The following is an 18,417-nucleotide window of genomic DNA, read 5'->3' as shown; positions in this document are numbered from 1 at the left end:
GCACTTTCACGCATCAGGGAATACACCTCCGTTTTGTTGTTAATTTTCTCGTCTACCAGCTTATACACCTCAACGTACCCCCGGTACACAAACCCAGAATCTTCGTGAGCGTACGTCAAGGCTTCTTTTTCCGCTTCGGCAATCCGCTTCAACTCTATGCTCACCCGCCTGATTCCCTCCAGCCAAGAGCCCCTACCCGTTATTGGAGTAGGTACCTGGCAAACCTTCGACGTAGCCGACAAAGCCGCACCGCGCCACCTCGTAGACACACTTACCACCTTGCGCGCGGCGGGTGGCACCGTCATCGACTCATCACCGATGTATGGGCGAGCCGAAACTGTGGTCGGCCTTACTGCGGAGGCAGTTGCCCCTGATGACTTCTTCTACGCCACCAAAGTCTGGACTCAGGGGCGAGAGGCGGGTATCCGGCAAATAGAGGACTCCTTGCGTAAGCTGCGCCGCCCCAGCCTCGACCTGATGCAAATTCATAACCTAGTGGACTGGCAAACCCACCTGGCTACGCTGCGGGAGTGGAAAGCCGCCGGCAAAATCCGCTACATCGGCCTCACGCACTACACCGATGCCATGCACGACCAACTGGCCCGGATTCTAGCCACCGAACCCGTGGATTTCGTGCAGTTCAACTACTCCATCCTCGACCGTCACGCCGAACAACGCCTCCTCCCCGCCGCGGCCGACCACGGCGTAGCAACGCTCATCAACCGGCCTTTCACCGAAGGCAGCTTGCTGGCGAAGCTACGTAGCAACGCCCTGCCGGAATGGGCCACCGAACTAGGAATAAGCACCTGGGCCGAGTTCCTCTTGAAGTTCATTGTGGCGCACCCAGCCGTGACCTGCGTGATACCCGGCACCCGCAACCCCGCCCACCTCACCGACAACTTGCAAGCCGGCGAAGGCGAGCTACCAGATGCAGCTATGCTAGAAAAAATGGCGGCCTTCATGCGTCAAATCTAGTTGGCGCAGCTAATCTTGCTTTGCTGCTAGTGAGAACGGCCGCCACACTTCAAGTTTCAGAAGCCACCCAACCGTTTGCAGAATTTGTCGTTTCTGGGCAGTAGGGGCATTTGCGCCCTATATTGTTTGCTCCTCTTCCGCCTCTTGGTTCTTACCCGTTTATGTCTGCTCCTGCCCTCCCTATTGATTTTCAAGCTCTTTTCCACCACCTTCCTGACTCCTTTTTGTTGCTTGCACCCGATGGCACCATCGTTAGCAACAGCGACCAGCATGTGGCCGTGTCGCTGCTGCCACGAGAGCAGGCGGTAGGGCGCAACATCTTCGAGGCGTATCCGTCGGCGCCAGAAAGCCAGCGGGCCCTGTTTGAGTCGCACGAGCATGTGCGCCAGCATAAACAGCCCCACACTATGCCCTTAACGCGCTACGACCTCGACCGGCCTGCCGAACTGGGCGGGGGCACCGAGGAACGGTACTGGCAAATCACGCATTACCCAATTCTTGATGCCGACGGTGAACTGCAATATATTTTGCAGCGCCCTCAGGATGTAACTCAGCAGCACTTGGCCGAACTGCGGGAAGAGGAAATGCAGCGCCAGTTATTGGATAGTCAACAGCAGGCCCGCTTCGTGCTGGAAGCCCTGCCGGTGCTTATCTGGACCTGCCAGCCCGACGGGGCGGTTACTGCCTTCAATCAACGCTGGCTCGCCTTTACGGGTCGTGCCAAAGAAGAATCGGTGGGCTGGGGTTGGGCCGAGGACATTGCCCCCGATCAGCGCGCCAACGCGGTGCAGCGCTGGCAAGCCGCCGCTGCCGCCGGCGAGGAGTTTCAGATGGAATTTCAGCTACGCCGTGCCGATGGGCAATACCGCTGGGTGCTGATCCGGTGTGTTCCACGTCGCACCGAAACGGGCAGCATCAGCCAATGGGTGGGCGGCGGCACCGACATCAACGAGCAAAAGGAACTAGTGCAGGAAATGCTGGTAGCCAACGAGCAGCAAGCCGAAATGGCCGAGCTAGCGTATCAGGCGCAGCGGCAAGCCCTCAGCCAGCGCGAAACATTTTACAACTTATTTCAGCAAGCGCCGGCGCTCATCTGCATTTTGCGCGGCCCCGGGCATACGTTCGAGTTTGTAAATCCGCTCTACCAGGACTTGTTCCGGGGCCGGCAATTGGTGGGCAAAGACGTGCTGAATGCGTTGCCAGAAGTACTTGAGCAAGGCTTTGTAGACTTGCTCGACAAGGTGTACAACACCGATGAAACGTTCTACGGCAAGGAAATTCTCATCATAGTAGACCACGGAGGCACTGGCCCGCAACGGCATTATTTTAATTTCACCTATCAACTGTTCACAGAAAACGGCCAAAAAGCAGGCATTACGGTATTTGCCTACGATGTAACCGACTTGGTGGAAGCACGCAAAGCCGTTGAAAAACGGCATGATGATGCCTCCCAAGCCTCTTCCCAGTAATTCTGGCATCCTTTTAGTGCCCCGCCGCTCCTCTATGGATATTTCTGCTCTGGACTTCCAGCAAGCCAGTATCAAGCAAGTACTTTTCAAGTCCCGGCTCCGCTCCGTGCTTTACGGGGTGCGCGAGGCCGACCCCACCCTTTTTTCGCCTGAACTTAATCCGCTGGGTCAGTGGCTAAACACCACCATCAAGCCCTACTATGGCACTCAACCCGAATTGCGCGAAATAGAGCACCTGATTCAGCAGATGCTTAGCGCCGGGCAGAGCCTCGTAGCCCAATACCAACGGGGCCGCATTGAAGAGGCTCGCGCTGGCATGGAGCAAATCAATAAGTATTCTGACAGATTGACCGAGTTGCTTCAGCAATTTGAGCGCAACTTGATACGAACCGTCTGAGTTAGTTAAGCACTTCGCTAGTAAAGCCCCAGCCAAATTGGTTGGGGCTTTTTTGTGCCGAACAGGTTTCAGAGGAGCAATGGTGTTTGTCAAGCAACGACACGCTTTCTATTTCTGAACTGATGTTGCATCCGACAATTCTATTATCATTTTCAGCTACTGGGAACGTAAAGCATACGAGCAGCAAAGTGAGTCGGCGGCGAGCAGCGGAGCAGGCAAGGCGTATTATTACCTGCGGCGGGGGCCTCCCTAAATACTTCTTATAAGGGTTAGATGATGATGAAATAACCGAACCGCAATAGCATGGGCTTTTCACAAACTGTAACTAAGTTGCCGGCGGCACGCCTAGCAGATGTGCAGAGCCCAACAGTAACGCCAACTACCACTGCTTGTTACGCAACCATCAACCCTGGAATAGGGTACTGCTTACCTAACTTAATCATCAACGCTATGAAGCCTTTCAACCACTTGTCTTCCGTTTCCCGCCGAGAGTTTATGCGCACCTTGTCGTTGGGGGCAGGGGCTACGCTGGTGGGGTCGTCGGCGCTGGGTAGTTCCATGTCGTGGCTTGATGAGGCCAGCTACGGGCCGGCCAGCTTGGAGGCCTTGCAAGCTGGCCGGCAGTTGGGCGTGGCGCTGGTAGGGCTGGGTGGCTACAGCAAGGGGCAGTTGGCCCCGGCTTTGCAGCAAACCAAGCTGTGCAAGCTAGCCGGCATCGTGACGGGCACCCCCAGCAAAGCCGCGCAGTGGAAGCAGCAATACAGCATCCCCGACCAAAACATCTACGACTACAAAACCTTCGACCGGATAGCCGACAACCCGGCCATCGACATCATTTACATTGTGCTGCCGGTGGGCTTGCACGCCGAGTATGTGGAGCGCGCCGCCAAGGCCGGCAAGCACGTTATCTGCGAGAAACCTATGGCCACTTCTGCCGCCGACTGCCGCCGTATGATAACGGCCATGCAGAAAGCGGGCAAGAAGTTCAGCATCGGCTACCGGCTGCACTTCGAGCCGCACAACCGCGAAATGATGCGCTTGGGCCAGCAGCAAGTCTACGGCCCCATCAAAAGCATGAAGGCCGACAACGGCTTCCGGGCGGGCAGCAAAACGTGGCGGCAAGATAAGGAGCTGGCCGGCGGCGGACCGCTCATGGACATGGGCATTTATTGCCTGCAAGGCATTATCTACACCAAAGGCCAGTTGCCGGTATCCGTCACGGCCAAGTTTGCGCCTAACCCCGACCCAACCGGCTTGTTCAACGAGGTAGAGGCGGGCGTGAACTGGCAGATGCAGTTTGCCGACGGAGTAGTGGCCGACTGCCGCACCAGCTACGCCGAAAACATGAGCGGCCTGCTTCGCGCTGATGCCGCTAAAGGCTGGATGGAATTGGAGCCGGCTTTCGGCTACGGCGGCTTGCAGGGTCGCACTAGCCAGGGCCCCATGAACATCGAAAACGTGCCCCAGCAGGCCCGCCAGATGGACGACTTCGCCGACTGCATCCTCAACAACAAGCCTACCCGCGTACCCGGCGAAATGGGTCTGCGCGACATGCAAATTATTGAGGCCATTTACCGAGCCGCCGCTACTGGCCAAAAGGTATCCACAAAAGACGTGGTAGCGGTACTCGATAAAGTAGGCAGCCGGTAGTTTCGTTAAACGCACCAACAAAAAAGCCCCACCCTGTACAGGGTGGGGCTTTTTTGTTGACAGGCCTACACTTAGTCGGCGTTGCCGGTAGCACCGTCGTCGGTGAATTCGCCGTTGTTGTTGGGATTATGCATCGTCGATTCGGCTACCTCATTGGTGAGGGCTACGTCCACGTTGTCGGCGGCACTCTTACCGTGGGCATTGGCCCCGATTTTTTTGCCGGGAATTTTCTTGCCAGCGAAAGGCCAGGTGCCTTTGTTGTAGCTATAGTAGGCAGCTCCTGCGGCCACGGCTGCCAACGAGGCGCCTACAATGGCGGCCGTGTTTGGTTTCTTGCTGATTTTCTTCTTGGTGGTGCTTGTTTGCTTGCTCATCGTAGAAAGTTCTGATGGTGAATGCACCTACTGAAACAGCAGGCACTTGCAACAGCTGTCTATTACGCACGCGGCACCATTTTGGTGGCCGTGGCGCTACATTTCACGCTATTGCCGAGGTGGCACCGGGTAGGCCTTGAACATATCGGCAATACCTTCATCAATACGGGCGGCCAGCTTTTCGGGGTCTTTGGAAAGGGCACTGGCGGCTATCCCCTGCCAGATTTGCTCGTTGCGGGCAGCATCTACTATGTCCACCGTAGCGGTGCCTTCCCGGTACGAGCCAACCGGCACTTCCTGGCTTTGCCAGTGGTAGTTGCGCTGCCCAATGTAGCGCGGTGCGTCCCAGATATTGGTTTCCCGGGTTTGCACCTTATTCTGCGTTACTACCCCAATGTTCACCCACAAGTCAGGCTTGTCGGCGCGTTGGTAGCCACGCTGCTCCAGTTGCCGCGCCACGGCTTGCTTGAGTTGTTCGACGTTGGCGCTACTGCCCCGAAATATATCTTCGTTGCGCGCCGTCACGTCCATGAAATTATAGGTTTTGTAAGCCCGGAAGTTTACGCCCGGCATCTGGGTAGTGGACTCCACCCGCACCGGCGAACAGGCCACAAAAGCTAGTAAGGAAGCAAGAAGCAGCGTTTTCATAGAATCAGAGAGAAGGTGTACATCAAGGTTCAAACGGGGTGTAACCAGAGGTCAGCGGCGCCGCTTTGCCTTACGAAAACCCTAGCACCGGATGCGGCTGATACAGCTCCTCCAGGCGCTTGATTTCCTCACCCGACAATTTCACTCCCACAGCGGCCACGGCATCCTCTAGATGGCCGGGCTTACTGGCTCCCACAATCGGGCTGGTGATAACCGATTTGGAGAGCATCCAGGCCAAGGCTATCTGCGCGTTGGGCAGGCCCCGCTCCTGGGCTATTTCCGTTACCCGGTCGGCTACGGCAAAATCGTCGTCGCGGCCGTAGAGGCTTTTGCCGAAAGCGTCGGTTTTGGCCCGCTCGGTTTCGTTGCGCTCTTTGCCGCGCCCGCCCGTAAGCAGCCCCCGCGCCAGCGGCGACCAAGGAATCACACCAATATTCTGGTCTTGGCACAGCGGCAGCATTTCGCGCTCCTCCTCGCGGTACACCAGGTTGTAGTGCGGCTGCATGCTCACGAAGCGGGTCCAGTTGTGCTTGTCGGCCAGGTACAGGGCTTGCGCAAACTGCCAGGCAAACATCGACGAAGCGCCGATGTAGCGGGCCTTACCAGCCTTCACCACGTCGTGGAGGGCTTCCAAGGTTTCCTCAATCGGCGTATCGTAGTCCCAGCGGTGAATCTGGTAGAGGTCCACGTAGTCGGTGCCGAGACGGCGCAGGCTGGCATCAATGGCACTCATGATGTGCTTGCGCGAAAGGCCTTTTTGGTTGGGGCCGGGGCCCATGGGGTTGTACACTTTGGTAGCCAGCACGATTTCGTCGCGTTTGGCGAAGTCGCGCAGGGCACGGCCCACCACTTCCTCGCTGGCGCCGTTGGAGTACACGTCGGCAGTGTCAAAGAAATTGATACCTAGCTCTAGGGCTTGCTTGATGAATGGGCGGCTTTGCTCTTCCTCAAGAGCCCAAGGCCAGCGCTCAGTGGGCGTGCCGTAGGTCATGGTGCCCAAGCAAATGCGGGAAACTTTGAGGCCCGTGGCCCCCAAGCGGATATAGTCCATGTGGTTGGTAGTTGCAGCCAGTATAAACGGCTTGGTGTCGGAAAGAAGTTATACGCAGCAGTAGCCATAAGTGCTGTGGTTGAGGTTGCTGTGTCAGCGTAATTCAGGGCACTGACAGGCATAATTTTAGGGCTATTTGTGTGCTTTAATGTTGGGTTTACTATCTTCAACACAACAATTTTTCACACGTATATATTTGCTTTATGCCTTTGTTTAATCCTACTTCCAGTGTGACCGAAGGTGACCGGCTGGTGTTAGGTCAACTGAAATCAGGGTGGCTCTATCTAATGCTTATTCCGGCGCTGTGGTGGGGCTGGTCGTCGTTGTCGTTGGAGCGCAGTCTAGCATCTATTGCCCTAACGATTTTCTCGGTTGGGCTGGGCCATTCCATTGGATTGCACCGTGGTATCATTCACCGGGCGTACCGCTGCTCTCGGTTTACTAGAGGATTCTTGGCGTATTGCTTTGTGCACTCCGGCCTGGGCGGTCCTCTCTCTTGGATTCGGGTACACTACTTCCGCGACTATTGGCAGAACCGCCCCGACTGCCCGCCTTATTTCCGCTACGATCATTCGGCGCTACAGGACTATGGCTGGAACCTGCACCTAACCCTGCTACCCGCCGACGAAAGCCGCTACGCCATTCCTGATGAAGACCTGCACGACCCTTGGCTGGTTTTTCTGCAAAACACCTGGTACTGGCACGTTTTGGGCGCAGCTGGCCTAATCTGGGCGTTCTTCAGCTTCGAGGCCATGATTGTGTGTGTTTGCCTGCGCATCAGCGTTACCATTTTAGGGCATTGGTTTGTGGGCTTTATCTCGCATAAATACGGTTACGCCCGCTACGACATCGACGAAGCGGCGGAACATGGCTACAACAATTTTGTACTGGGCGCGCTGTCGTTCGGCGAAGGGTTTCACAACAATCACCACGCTCACCCTAGCTCTGCCAAAATGGGCACCGAGTGGTATGAGCTGGATTTGGGCTGGCACCTCATTACCGTTTTGCGGCGGTTAGGCCTGGTGTGGGATGTGCAAGTAGCCGGCCAAACCAACACCCAAAAGCCCCAAGCCAAAGCGCGGGCTTATCGCTGGCGGTGGCCTTGGCAGGATTAAGTGGTTTCTTGATCCACGTTGTTTTTGCCAGAACTAGGCTGGCGGGCTCAGATTCATTCTGCGCCCGCCAGCCTTTGTTATTCACAGAATTCAGTTGGCGGCCACCATCTTTGCAGCTGTATTCACCTCACTCCTGCCCATGACGCTCACCTGGATTACTAAGCCCTTCGAGGCCCTTACGCTTACCGAGCTGTACGCTCTGCTCCAGCTCCGCGCCGAAGTATTTGTGGTGGAGCAGAGTTGCGCGTTTCAGGACCTTGATGGGCAGGACCAAGCCGCCACGCACCTGCTGGGCTACACCGAAGCCGGCGAGCTGGCGGCTTACACCCGCCTGTTCGAGGCCGGCATCAGCTACCCCGAGGCCAGCATCGGGCGGGTGGTTACCAGCCCGAAATTCCGGCGCTACGGTCTGGGCCGGGCCCTCATGGAGCAGTCGATTAAAGCCATAGAAACCCTGTTCGGCCCCCAGCCCATCCAAATTGGGGCGCAGCACTACCTCAAGGAGTTTTACGAAAGCTTCGGGTTTCGGCAGCACGACGAAGGCTACCTCGAAGACGGCATCCCGCACATCCACATGACTCGACACTAACGCAACAGGGCCCGGCAATTGCCGGGCCCTGTTGCGTTAGTGTAACAGTACGAAGAGGTGGGGCGGCGTTATTCGCCCACTGGCTTGGACATGGCAATGACTACGGCGCCAATTACCATCAGGCCCGCGCCGAGCATCACCTGCCAGCTTATTTTCTCTTTCAGGAACACGGCGGCCAGCACAATAGCAAACACCAACGACACCTTATCGAGCGGCGACACGCGGGAAGCGTTGCCCAGCGCCAGCGCCCGAAACGAGAGCAGCGACGACACGCAGGTAATTACGCCGGCGGCCACCAGAAATGCCCAGCTGCGCCCATCAATGGCCGCTACGTTGGGCAAGTTGCCTTGCCACGCCACCACGCTCCAGGCTACCAGTACAATCAGAATGGATTGCACGGCAAAGGCTAGGCTGGAATCTACATTTTTGATGCCCGCCTTCGATAACGTGACGACTATCGCCGCCGACAAAGCGGCCAGTAAGGAAAAAACTATCCACATAGAGCGTATTTGAGTGCTGTTTGGCTACTGCAAGAACAAACCAACCTTACGGCAGGGTGTTTGGCGTACGGGTCACCCCCTACAAGGTTGTTGGCAGGCTCGCATCCTAGAATTTGCTACTCTAGCTTCAAGAACACGCTTATTTCCACCAGGATGCACTGCACTTCAGTTAACTGAAAACGGTAGCTACATCGTTCAACTACCAAGGGACGCAGCACTTTCCGGGTGGTTACTTTGGGCCCTGCCACTCCGCTAGTGCGGCTTGGTGCTCTTGGTACACCCGGTCCAGTAGGGCCGCGCTGGGGTCGGTGCCGAGGTAGATGGTGGTGCCCAGTTCGCGGGCGTAGGGGTTGGTGATTTCGCCTACTTTTTGCAGAGTGCGAAAGTATGGCACCAGCTCCGAGGGGTTACCTTCCCCAACGAGCAGCAAGTGGCGGTAGGGCTGCGCAGGGCGCGGCGGAAACCAAAACAAGTAGCTGCCATTGAAACTGTGCGCGGCGGGCAGCGGCCGGTGGCGGTTGTAGTAATTGATGGCGCCCGCCTGCCCGTAATTGTCGCACTTGATAAGGGTGAACTGGCGGGTGGAATTGGGCAGGTGCTGGTAGGCCTGCCAGGTTTTGTCGGCCAGTTCCTGCCAACCCACCATGTCGGCGTAGTCTTGGGGCAAAGGGTGATTTTGGCCGTCTTCCCAGCGCAGAATACCCAGGCTTTGGTACTGCGGACCAATGCGCTGCATGTGCGCCGGTGGATAGAGCGTGAACAGAAACGGCAGCACCGGCAGAATCAGGAGCACGGGCACCGCCAGCAGTATCGGCCGCGCCACCACGCCCCACCGGAACCGCGCCAACTGCGGCTCCAACCACACGGCCCCAAACGAGAGCAGCACCGGGTAGTAGCCCAACGCGTAGTAGCTTTTGCCGTGCAACACGGTCAGAATCAGTAGCCCTGCCAGGTAGATAAACCCCACCACACGGTACGTCCGAAACGGTTGGTAAAACAGCAACGCCAGCAAACCCGGCACCCAAATCCACACCGCCGGAAAGCACATCAGCAACTGGTCTTTCCAGAAGTCGGCAACTGATACGTGCACCAGCTGCGACTCTTTCAGCAAGGCCATGTGGTGCAGAAACGGCACGCCGTGCGCCAACTGCCACAGCATATTGGGCAGCCACAGCAGCAACGCCAGCACGGCGGCGCCCCACCAATGACGGGTAAGCAGCAGGCGACGCTGGGGCGTCAAGAGCAACGAAGCCAGCAGCGCCCCCACAAAAAAGAACGTAGTGTACTTGTTCAGGGCTCCTACTCCCAGCAGTACACCCAAGGCGTAGAGGTAGCGGGGCTCGCTGGTTTGCAGGTGGCGCACCAGCGCGTACACGGCCCCGGTGAAAGCCAGCACCTCAAACGAGTTAGGTTGAAACAGAAAGTTGAGCCGCGCATACGCCGATACCACGTAGCCGATGCCCGCCAGCGCCACTGCAAACCAGCCGCCTCCCACCCGTTGCGCCAGCCGGGCCACCAGGTACACCGTAATGCTACCCCACAAAATTGGCCAGAGCTTCACCCAGAACCAGCCCCCACCCAGCGCCAGTGTCAACCAGCTTTGCACAGCCGTGAGCGGCGGTACCTCCAAGTAGCCCCAGGCAAGGTGGTGACCATAGTTGAGGTAGAGGTATTCGTCGCGGTGCAGCTCGTAGGCCCGGCTAGCCAATAAGTAACTACAAGCAAATTTGAGGGTAGCCAGCAGCAGCGGTAAAAGGCGAGAGGGTTTCATGCCTTTAATATAGACGACTCCGCATAAAGCAGTTTGCCGATCTACTATTACCCGAACCGTACCTTGCGCAACTGCCGCTTACACCTCGGGCAGCCGAATGGTGGCCAGGTATTCACGCAAGCCGCCGGAGTGCTGAAACAGGTGAATAAAGAGGATGTGGTCTTCGTCGTGGACGCGCCATTCCTCGGCGTAAAAATCACCCAGCGCATAGAGGCGCAACCGAAAACTGTCTTCGCGCCGCTCCACCAAAAAATGCCCTTGCTTCCGCAGCAGGTCGGCTTGTTGGCCCATTGGGAGCTTCTTGAAGGCAAGCAAGTTCATGCGGTGTACTGGTGGTAGTATGAGCTGGTGCAGCAGCGCATGGATGGCAGTGAAAAGGCAGGTTTGCTGTTCAACCTGCGCATATTGCGCTGCCAGAACGACAAACTCCCCATTTTACAAGTTCGCAATTTCACTGTTTTTAATGAAGACACTCCGCTTTCCGCACCCGCTGGTTTTGATGCTGGGCTTTATCCTGCTGGCCTGTGTGCTGAGCTACGTGCTGCCCGCGGGCGTGTTTGAACGCCACCCTGACGCCGCCACCGGGCGCGACGTAGTAGTGGCCGGCTCCTACCACCGCGTGCCCGCCTCGCCGGTTAGCCCGCTGCAAGCCCTAGTGGATATTCCGAAGGGCCTGGTGGATGCGGCTTCGGTTATCTTTCTGGTGTTTGTGGCGGGCGGCGCTTTTACCGTGGTAGACCATACCGGCGCCCTGCGGCACGGCGTAGACTGGCTGCTGGCGCGGTTTCGGGGGCGCGAGGCCGTGGTGATTCCCATTGTATCGGTACTGTTTGCTACTATGGGGGCGCTGGAAAACATGCAAGAGGAAATCATTCCGCTGATTCCGGTGCTGCTGGTACTGATGCGGCGCATTGGGTACCCACCCCTTACGGCAGCGGCCGTAAGCCTGGGTTCGGCGGCGGTAGGCGCGGCATTTAGTCCGCTCAACCCCTTTCAGGTGGGCGTGGCGCAGCAACTGGCGCAGTTGCCGCTGCTGTCGGGTGGTGGGTTCCGGCTGGTATTTCTGGTGCTGGCCGTGGCCTTCTGGATTGCTGGCACCCTGCGCTACGCCACGCGCCACCGCGTAGCCCCGGAAACCGACGAGCCGACCTCCGAAACCGCCCACGGCGCGCGGCGCAGCCTAGTGCTGGCCTTGCTGCTGGTTACGTTTTCGGTGTTTGGCTACGGGGTGCTCAAGCTGGGCTGGAACTTCGAGCAAATGGGGGCACTGTTCCTAGGTTTGGGCCTGGCAGCCGGCTTCATCGGGGGCCTAGGTTTGACGGGTACCGCCGAGAGCTTCATCAGCGGCTGCCGCGACATGACCTTTTCGGCTCTTCTCATCGGGTTTGCCCGCGCCATCTTCGTGGTGCTGGAGCAGGGCCAGATTGTCGATACCGTGGTCAACAGCTTGTCGGCGCCGCTGGCCGGGCTACCGGTTACGCTCTCGGCGCTGGGTATGCTGGGGCTGCATACGGCTCTGCACCTGCCGGTGCCCAGCGTGAGCGGCCAGGCCGTACTAACTATGCCGCTACTGGTACCCCTCTCCGACCTCATCGGCCTCTCGCGGCAGGTAACGGTGCTAGCCTACCAGTACGGCGCGGGCCTCTGCGAGCTAATCACGCCCACCAACGGCGCCCTCATGGCCATCGTGGCAGTGTGTGGCGTCCGGTTCGATGCGTGGTGGAAATTCGTGCTGCCTTTATACCTGGGCTTGGTTCTGCTCGGCATCACCGCCATCATCACCGGCATTTTGGTGGGCCTTTAAGGCGAGTAATTGAGCAGCGGAGTAGCTGAGCAATCCTTCCAAATTAATTTAATGAGGCAGAAAACCACTCAGTTACTCCACTACTTAATTGCTCATCCGTAGCTCGTTCCCTTCAAAGATGCGGGGGAGCTTACGCTTGCGCTCCACTATCTGGTAGCGGGCGGTGGCGCTGGGTTCGTCCCAATACACGTCGGAAACCAGGCCCTGGTGGGCGGGTTGGCCAGGGGCCGGGCTTACTTCTTCCACCAAGTCGCCGAAGCTGAAGGTGGGCTTGTCGTATAGCTCTTTGAACAGTTCGCCGCTGACTTTGAACTGCTGCTCGTCGTAGCGCAGCAAAATCCAGTCGTCGTTTTCGTCGATTTTCTCGAACAGCTTACCCACCGGTTCCAGCCACTCAAACGAGCGGCGGTTGGCGGGATGAATGTAGCGGAAGCCATAGTCGGGCGTCCAGGAATACAGGCCGTAGGTAACTGGTTTCGGGCGGGGCACAGGAAAAAAGTAACGGAGTGAGGGAGTGACGAAGTAAGCGTAGGAATTGGTAAACACCGTTTCAAAGGTAAAAACTCCCATCTGCTCCCCTTATTCCTGCATTTGCGAGGTGGCTTGTCATTGGGCTGAAATCAGGGTTTATACGGAAGGCTTTCCGTCTTAACCCTGGCAACGTGCCTGCATAGGCTAGCGTTTAGCCTTATAACCAAATGGGGAGTAGAGCACGATGACGAAGGAAGATATTCACTTAGGCGACTGGCAGCGCCTGCTGTTCGGCGACACGCCGGGCGTATTTGCGTGGGAAGTGGTGGTCCGTACCCTGCTGATTTACTTGTTTTTTCTGGGCATCATGCGGCTGCTGGGCAAGCGCATGAGCGCGCAGCTCACCATCACCGAGCTGGGCGTGATGATTATGCTGGGCGGCATCGTGTCGGTGGGCATGCAGATTCCGAACCGGGGGTTGCTGCCGGTGGCACTGTTGCTGCTGTGCGTGCTGTTATTTCAGCGTGGCCTCAACTGGCTGGCCCTGAAAAGCCGTCGCGTGGAGGTCACCCTCCAAGGCGACCTGACGCTGCTCGTCAAAGACGGCGTGATTCAAGTCGAGCAGTTGCGTGCTGAATCAGTTTCGCACAACGAGCTGTACGCCCAGCTGCGCGACCAGAAAATCAGGCAGTTGGGCGAAGTGCAGCGCCTGTACTTGGAAGGCGACGGCAACTTCAGCGTTTTCAAAAACGAAACGCCCCCGCCGGGCCTGAGCGTATTTCCAGCCAAAGACCAACGGATTCTGGAAATTCTTGCTACGTCCGACGAGCAGAAAGTATGCCTCTATTGCGGCCACCTAGCCCAGCCTCACGCCCACAATGGCAAGCAGTGCCCCAACTGCAGCCACGATGAATGGACTACCGCAGTGCAGTGAAATAGTGAGCTGGTGAGTTTCACGTTCTACCCCGCACCTTATGCGCAAGTACCCTCATTGTGCAACCGCCACTCTTGGGCAAGCCAGTAGGCAAAAGCGGGTGTCCTTCCGAGCTTGTCAAGGCGTCTCGCCCTGAACACAGATGCACAACCAAGCGCCGTTCTTATCCTTTTATCTTCTCATTCTTCCTCTCTATTCTATGTCTGATTTCAAGCTGTTTGATGGTATGCGAATGCTTCTGGGGGATGTACCCTGGAGCTTTTTAGCGGAAGGTGTCATTCGGGTTTCCTTCATATACGCGCTGCTGGTGGGCTCAATGCGCCTGATGGGCAAGCGTATGGGACAGCAGCTGAGCCGCAACGAAATGGCAGCAATGGTATCGTTGGCAGCGGCGGGCGGCGTGGCCGTACTGGCCCCTGACCGAGGGCTACTGCCGCCGCTGGTAGTGGCCAGTATTCTAGTAGTAGGGCAGCGCCTGATAGCACGGGCCACTATGCGCAACAGCCGCTTCGAGCAACTTTCCCAAGGAGATATTGGCATTATGGTGGCCGACGGCTGCCTGCAATTCAACGACATGGCGGAGGCGGTGTTGTCGCCGGAGCGGGTGTTTGCCAAGCTGCGCAGCCAGGGAATCACCAACTTGGGGCAGGTGAAGCGGCTATACATGGAAGCCAACGGCTCGTTCACCCTCGTGGAGCAGAACCCGCCCCAGCCCGGCCTCACCCTGGCCCCCGACTGGGACCAAGACTACATCCGGCAGCAGCCCCACGTACCCGGTACATTTGCCTGCACCAAATGCGGCCATCTCACTCACGCCGACCAGCTACCGGCTACAACCTGCCCGCGCTGCCAAAACCGGAAGTGGAGCCCCGCTGTCATCACGCAGACCGCAACCCAGTAAAATAGCTCGCCCCCAGAACTTAGGAATGACACCGTTTGCTTACGGCAGCAACTGGCGCAAGGCTTCCAGGGCCTCGGCAGTTTTTTGGCGTTCCTGAGCTTCTTCGCGCTGGTCATCTGCCTCCTTATCGTCGTCGTCGGGGGCTTTGCGGTCGGTTTGCTGGGCGGGGGTAGGAATACCGTTGGCAAAGTACGTTAGCAGCTCTTCGCGGAGGGAGGGCGTGATGTGCTCGAATTTGCGCTTGTGCAGCTCCCGGAGCAGTTCCCCGTACGACTCGTCGGCGAGCTGGTAGGCGGTGGCGCGGGTGGGCTGGCCGGTGTCGAGGTTGGTGTTCAGCAGGTGCGGGTTCAGGGCAGTGGTGTCGGGCGGAAGCTGGGCGGCGAGGGCGCAAAACTGCCCCAGCACGGCCCGATAGCTGCGCCGAAATTGCTTTTCCCCGTCGGCGCTGGGCAACTCGAAGGCGTAGGTTTTCAGCGGGCCGATTTTGGGCAGCAGGTTGATAACCCGCGCCGCCAGCCGCGCCCCAAAACCGGGCTTCTCGTAGCTGGTGCCATACTCTTGCTCGAAGCGGCGGCGGTTGGTTTTGTAGAGGTACTCGCGGCGACGGGTACGGGGGCTCACCCGCCGGATTTCCTTGTGCTGACTGTGCCAGGCGGCCCGCGCCGCGGCCGGCAGCAGCTGGTTGACGGCAAACCGAAACGAGGCCACACTCACATCCACGTTCAGAAATACCTGCCCGAGTTCCAGCCCATACGTCTGCCGAAACGCCCGTTCCAGCACTGGCTTACTCACTTGAAACCCCACAGCCTTGTGGTAGTCCTGAGTGCGGTAGCGCCCAGCTGCTACCTGCACCACATCAAACGAAAACTCCAGCTCGGTATGCCGGATGGGTGCATTTTCGTAGGTAACAACAGGGCCGTATTCAGCGCGCAAATTGGGGTACACGGTGGGCATAATGCGGTTGGTACCCTCGGGGTGGCCCACGTTGTCGGCGGCATAGTGCGAGAGGGCGCCTAGGGCAAAGGCATACTCGGTGGGGGTGCGGGCCTGGCGTAGCAGGTTGCGCACAAAATCGCCACTACGGACGTAGTGCGTGAGGTTGGTAAAGAACTCGGCGCCCAGCGGGTAATAGCCCATATCCTGCAAAATGGCGCCGCCGTAAGCGTAGCTCTTGGCCTCGATAAGCTGCACCGAGTCGGTGGTGGGGTAGCGCTGGCGCAGCAGGGGCACCAGGCACCGCTCCCAGGTGGAATCAATAACGGCCTGGTGAGTAAGCACCGAGTAGGCAGCAGCCGGCGCGGCGGGCAAGGCCAGCAGCAACACCAGCAAAAGGCGAAACAGGAGAGGCATAAGACAGCGAAAACTCTCTCTCCCAACGGCGAAGCTGAACCGCGCGTTGCCGGAAATACCCTTAGCAACGTCGTTCTACCGGGGCCTCACCTCTCGGCCCCTCTCCTGTGGGAGACCAGGAATCTAACGAGGCAGCGCCGACATTCCAGCTGTTGCCGACGTGACGACTACTTGGTTATGAGCTAGTATAGTTATTTGAAAAGCAGCTCATATGTCCGCTAGCTAGCAGTTGCTTAGGCGTGAGCCGGAGCGGCTGCGCTGCTTAGTCTGGCGCCACCTGCCCTCTAGGAAAGAGGCAGGGGGCGCCAGGAAAGCCAGAAACCAACCACTAAGCGCCAACCCCAACCTTAACCGCACCTTCACAGTAAAAGACTCAACCCCAGATTTCTGGTTGACTTCCTTTCTACTTCCATGCTCGAAACCGCTCCTCCCTCTACCCCCGTGCTGCAAGTTGGCATGGGTGCTTTACCACACCCCCACGGTACCACTTTTCGCGTTTGGGCACCCGCGGCCACAGCCGTTTCGGTGGTAGGCCCCTTCAACGACTGGGATGCCAGCACGCATCCCCTCACCCACGAAGCCGATGGCTACTGGGCCGCCGACTTTGCCGACATCGAATCAGGCACCGAATATAAGTTTCAGCTGACCACGCCTACCGGCGAGTTGACCCGCAACGACCCTTACGCCCGCCAAGTAACGCACTCGGCCGGCAACTCTATCGTGCCCGACCACAGCTTCGACTGGGAAGATGACCAGTTTGAAATGCCCGCTTGGAACCAGCTAGTGATTTACGAGCTGCACGTAGGCACCTTCAACGCGCCCGACCCCACCCGGCCCGGCACCTTTCTGGATGTGATTGAAAAGCTCGGCTACCTGCGTGAGCTAGGCATAAATGCCATTGAGATTATGCCGCCCACTGAGTTTCCGGGCGGCCGCAGCTGGGGTTACAATCCCTCCCACCCCTTTGCCTTGGAAACCGAGTACGGTGGCCCACAGGCGTTCAAGCAGCTGGTGAAGGAAGCTCACCGCCACGGCATTGCCGTAATTCTGGATGTGGTGTACAACCACTTCGGCCCCGGCGACTTGGACCTCTGGCAGTTTGATGGCTGGCAGGAAAATGACGGCGGCGGCATCTACTTCTACAACGACTGGCGCGCCGAAACCCCCTGGGGCCACAACCGCCCCGACTACGGCCGCGACGCCGTGCGGGCTTACATCCGCGACAATGCCTTAATGTGGCTGGAAGAGTACCGCGTGGACGGCCTGCGTTGCGACTCCATTTCGCACATCCGCAACGTGGATGGTTCCTCCGACCCCTCCCGCGACCTGCCTGAAGGCTGGAGTTTGATGAAGTGGATCAACGAGGAAGTGCACCAGCACATGCCTTGGAAAATCATGATTGCCGAGGATTTGCAAGGCAACGAGTACATCACGCGCCGTCCCGAAGAAGGCGGCCAGGGCTTCTCTACGCAGTGGGACGCAGCCTTCGTCAATATTGTGCGCGACGCCCTCACCACCCCTTCCGACGACGACCGGGACTTGCAGAAAGTGGCCGAAACCATTACTAGCAAGTACAACGGCGACGCTTTCCAGCGGGTTATTTACACCGAGAGCCACGACGAGGTAGCCAACGGCAAGCAGCGAGTGGCCGAGGAAATTATGCCTGGCCAGGCCGACCATTGGTTTTCCAAGAAACGCTCCACCCTAGGTGCCGCGCTGGTATTCACTTCGCCGGGTGTGCCCATGATGTTTCAGGGCCAGGAAATGCTAGCCGCTGGCCACTTCTCCGACGACCAGCCCCTGGAATGGGAGCACACTGAGCAGCGCCCTGGCCTCGTGCGCATGTACCACGACCTGATTGCGTTGCGCCGCAATTTCGACGGCCATACCCGCGGCCTCAGCGGCCAGCATACCGAAGTGCACCACCTCAACAACGACGCTAAGGTGCTGGCCTTCATCCGCCGCGACCAGTCGGGCCCCGGCGACACCACCGTGGTAGTAGCCAACTTCGCCAACCGTGCCCACGATGCCTACACCATTGGCTTGCCCCGCGGCGGCAACTGGCGCGTGCGCTTCAATTCCGATTGGGAAGGCTACGACCAAGAGTTTGGCAACTTCGACAGCCTCGACACTCACGCCGAGGAAGGCATCTACGACGACCAGGCCTTCCACGCTTCGTTCGGGCTGGCCCCCTACTCGGTACTGATTATATCGCAGGAGCCGGGATAAACCGGTATAACGATTCCCGCCGAAGGCGCAGAAGGAGCGCAGAAGTGGCAGATCGTTCTGCCACTTCTGCGCTCCTTCTGCGCCTTCGGCGGGCTAAATCCGTTGGGTTTTGGCTGCTAATCATATCGCTATTTTCTTGCGCGCCCACGAAACCCTGCTTTTTATATCGGGTACATGCTATAAGCAGGC

Annotated in this window: 18 protein-coding genes; 10 read left to right on the top strand and 8 right to left on the bottom strand. The window is 58.1% G+C overall.

All coding sequences use genetic code 11. From position 1 onward, the window contains the following. Positions 1–156 precede the first annotated feature (156 nt). From G536_RS29480 to G536_RS0123020, 4 genes are all read left to right on the top strand, one after another. Entirely contained in the window at positions 157–975 is an 819-nt protein-coding gene (locus G536_RS29480; RefSeq protein ID WP_022825969.1) for an aldo/keto reductase, read from the top strand. 161 nt (positions 976–1,136) lie between these two features. Further along, the gene (locus tag G536_RS0123030) at positions 1,137–2,444 is read left to right on the top strand and encodes a PAS domain-containing protein (protein ID WP_022825968.1); all 1,308 of its coding nucleotides are present in this window, start codon (positions 1,137–1,139) and stop codon (positions 2,442–2,444) included. A gap of 34 nt (positions 2,445–2,478) precedes the next feature. Beyond that, positions 2,479–2,841, top strand: coding sequence for a CZB domain-containing protein (locus G536_RS0123025; RefSeq protein WP_022825967.1), 363 nt, complete (start codon positions 2,479–2,481; stop codon positions 2,839–2,841). A gap of 450 nt (positions 2,842–3,291) precedes the next feature. Beyond that, the gene (locus G536_RS0123020) at positions 3,292–4,491 is read left to right on the top strand and encodes a Gfo/Idh/MocA family protein (RefSeq protein WP_022825966.1); all 1,200 of its coding nucleotides are present in this window, start codon (positions 3,292–3,294) and stop codon (positions 4,489–4,491) included. Between the two features lie 71 nt (positions 4,492–4,562). On the opposite strand, the gene G536_RS0123015 is transcribed toward G536_RS0123020, so the two are convergent. From G536_RS0123015 to G536_RS0123005, 3 genes are all read right to left on the bottom strand, one after another. Beyond that, positions 4,563–4,865: a hypothetical protein gene (locus G536_RS0123015; RefSeq protein WP_022825965.1), complete on the bottom strand. Its 303-nt coding sequence runs from the start codon at positions 4,863–4,865 to the stop codon at positions 4,563–4,565. Between the two features lie 108 nt (positions 4,866–4,973). Beyond that, positions 4,974–5,513, bottom strand: a complete 540-nt coding sequence (locus G536_RS0123010; RefSeq protein ID WP_026880512.1) for a DUF4136 domain-containing protein — start codon at positions 5,511–5,513, stop codon at positions 4,974–4,976. A gap of 70 nt (positions 5,514–5,583) precedes the next feature. After that, on the bottom strand, positions 5,584–6,564 hold the full coding sequence (locus G536_RS0123005) for an aldo/keto reductase (RefSeq protein WP_022825963.1): 981 nt from the start codon (positions 6,562–6,564) through the stop codon (positions 5,584–5,586). A gap of 203 nt (positions 6,565–6,767) precedes the next feature. Between G536_RS0123005 and G536_RS29475 the strand changes: the two genes are divergently transcribed. Both G536_RS29475 and G536_RS0122995 read left to right on the top strand, forming a co-directional pair. Then, entirely contained in the window at positions 6,768–7,679 is a 912-nt protein-coding gene (locus G536_RS29475) for a fatty acid desaturase (protein ID WP_022825962.1), read from the top strand. A gap of 139 nt (positions 7,680–7,818) precedes the next feature. Next, entirely contained in the window at positions 7,819–8,268 is a 450-nt protein-coding gene (locus G536_RS0122995) for a GNAT family N-acetyltransferase (protein WP_033370736.1), read from the top strand. 68 nt (positions 8,269–8,336) lie between these two features. On the opposite strand, the gene G536_RS0122990 is transcribed toward G536_RS0122995, so the two are convergent. The 3 genes from G536_RS0122990 to G536_RS0122980 form a co-directional block, all read right to left on the bottom strand. Beyond that, positions 8,337–8,768, bottom strand: a complete 432-nt coding sequence (locus G536_RS0122990; RefSeq protein WP_022825960.1) for an EamA family transporter — start codon at positions 8,766–8,768, stop codon at positions 8,337–8,339. A 229-nt stretch (positions 8,769–8,997) separates the two neighbouring features. Next, positions 8,998–10,539, bottom strand: coding sequence for a glycosyltransferase family 39 protein (locus G536_RS0122985; RefSeq protein ID WP_022825959.1), 1,542 nt, complete (start codon positions 10,537–10,539; stop codon positions 8,998–9,000). A gap of 78 nt (positions 10,540–10,617) precedes the next feature. Next, positions 10,618–10,860 (bottom strand): hypothetical protein, encoded by a 243-nt coding sequence (locus G536_RS0122980; protein WP_022825958.1) that lies wholly within the window; start codon positions 10,858–10,860, stop codon positions 10,618–10,620. A 142-nt stretch (positions 10,861–11,002) separates the two neighbouring features. Here G536_RS0122980 and G536_RS0122975 point away from each other — a divergent pair, with 142 nt between their 5' ends. Beyond that, the gene (locus G536_RS0122975) at positions 11,003–12,343 is read left to right on the top strand and encodes a YfcC family protein (RefSeq protein ID WP_022825957.1); all 1,341 of its coding nucleotides are present in this window, start codon (positions 11,003–11,005) and stop codon (positions 12,341–12,343) included. A gap of 84 nt (positions 12,344–12,427) precedes the next feature. On the opposite strand, the gene G536_RS0122970 is transcribed toward G536_RS0122975, so the two are convergent. Next, complete coding sequence (locus G536_RS0122970; RefSeq protein ID WP_157530881.1) at positions 12,428–12,832, bottom strand: DUF6960 family protein; 405 nt, start codon at positions 12,830–12,832, stop codon at positions 12,428–12,430. Positions 12,833–13,058: 226 nt separating this feature from the next. On the opposite strand from G536_RS0122970, the gene G536_RS0122965 reads away from it, so the two are divergent. Both G536_RS0122965 and G536_RS0122960 read left to right on the top strand, forming a co-directional pair. Continuing rightward, positions 13,059–13,748 (top strand): DUF421 domain-containing protein, encoded by a 690-nt coding sequence (locus G536_RS0122965; protein ID WP_022825955.1) that lies wholly within the window; start codon positions 13,059–13,061, stop codon positions 13,746–13,748. Between the two features lie 199 nt (positions 13,749–13,947). Beyond that, positions 13,948–14,649, top strand: a complete 702-nt coding sequence (locus G536_RS0122960) for a DUF421 domain-containing protein (RefSeq protein ID WP_022825954.1) — start codon at positions 13,948–13,950, stop codon at positions 14,647–14,649. A 39-nt stretch (positions 14,650–14,688) separates the two neighbouring features. Here G536_RS0122960 and G536_RS29470 read toward each other — a convergent pair whose 3' ends face one another. After that, complete coding sequence (locus G536_RS29470; RefSeq protein ID WP_022825953.1) at positions 14,689–15,999, bottom strand: zinc dependent phospholipase C family protein; 1,311 nt, start codon at positions 15,997–15,999, stop codon at positions 14,689–14,691. A gap of 411 nt (positions 16,000–16,410) precedes the next feature. On the opposite strand from G536_RS29470, the gene G536_RS29465 reads away from it, so the two are divergent. After that, a complete protein-coding gene (locus G536_RS29465; RefSeq protein WP_022825952.1) occupies positions 16,411–18,228 on the top strand; it encodes an alpha-amylase family glycosyl hydrolase in 1,818 nt (605 codons plus the stop codon). Positions 18,229–18,417: the final 189 nt, after the last annotated feature.

Source organism: Hymenobacter norwichensis DSM 15439 (genome assembly GCF_000420705.1).
Classification (GTDB): domain Bacteria; phylum Bacteroidota; class Bacteroidia; order Cytophagales; family Hymenobacteraceae; genus Hymenobacter; species Hymenobacter norwichensis.
The sequence above is the reverse complement of the archived record's forward strand: the minus strand, read 5'-3'. Positions and strand labels throughout refer to the sequence as shown.

Coding starts and splice junctions, on each gene's coding strand:
- G536_RS29480 (WP_022825969.1), top strand. CDS start 157: ATGCTCACCCGCCTGATTCCCTCCAGCCAAGAGCCCCTACCCGTTATT.
- G536_RS0123030 (WP_022825968.1), top strand. CDS start 1,137: ATGTCTGCTCCTGCCCTCCCTATTGATTTTCAAGCTCTTTTCCACCAC.
- G536_RS0123025 (WP_022825967.1), top strand. CDS start 2,479: ATGGATATTTCTGCTCTGGACTTCCAGCAAGCCAGTATCAAGCAAGTA.
- G536_RS0123020 (WP_022825966.1), top strand. CDS start 3,292: ATGAAGCCTTTCAACCACTTGTCTTCCGTTTCCCGCCGAGAGTTTATG.
- G536_RS0123015 (WP_022825965.1), bottom strand. CDS start 4,865: ATGAGCAAGCAAACAAGCACCACCAAGAAGAAAATCAGCAAGAAACCA.
- G536_RS0123010 (WP_026880512.1), bottom strand. CDS start 5,513: ATGAAAACGCTGCTTCTTGCTTCCTTACTAGCTTTTGTGGCCTGTTCG.
- G536_RS0123005 (WP_022825963.1), bottom strand. CDS start 6,564: ATGGACTATATCCGCTTGGGGGCCACGGGCCTCAAAGTTTCCCGCATT.
- G536_RS29475 (WP_022825962.1), top strand. CDS start 6,768: ATGCCTTTGTTTAATCCTACTTCCAGTGTGACCGAAGGTGACCGGCTG.
- G536_RS0122995 (WP_033370736.1), top strand. CDS start 7,819: ATGACGCTCACCTGGATTACTAAGCCCTTCGAGGCCCTTACGCTTACC.
- G536_RS0122990 (WP_022825960.1), bottom strand. CDS start 8,768: ATGTGGATAGTTTTTTCCTTACTGGCCGCTTTGTCGGCGGCGATAGTC.
- G536_RS0122985 (WP_022825959.1), bottom strand. CDS start 10,539: ATGAAACCCTCTCGCCTTTTACCGCTGCTGCTGGCTACCCTCAAATTT.
- G536_RS0122980 (WP_022825958.1), bottom strand. CDS start 10,860: ATGAACTTGCTTGCCTTCAAGAAGCTCCCAATGGGCCAACAAGCCGAC.
- G536_RS0122975 (WP_022825957.1), top strand. CDS start 11,003: ATGAAGACACTCCGCTTTCCGCACCCGCTGGTTTTGATGCTGGGCTTT.
- G536_RS0122965 (WP_022825955.1), top strand. CDS start 13,059: ATGACGAAGGAAGATATTCACTTAGGCGACTGGCAGCGCCTGCTGTTC.
- G536_RS0122960 (WP_022825954.1), top strand. CDS start 13,948: ATGTCTGATTTCAAGCTGTTTGATGGTATGCGAATGCTTCTGGGGGAT.
- G536_RS29470 (WP_022825953.1), bottom strand. CDS start 15,999: ATGCCTCTCCTGTTTCGCCTTTTGCTGGTGTTGCTGCTGGCCTTGCCC.
- G536_RS29465 (WP_022825952.1), top strand. CDS start 16,411: ATGCTCGAAACCGCTCCTCCCTCTACCCCCGTGCTGCAAGTTGGCATG.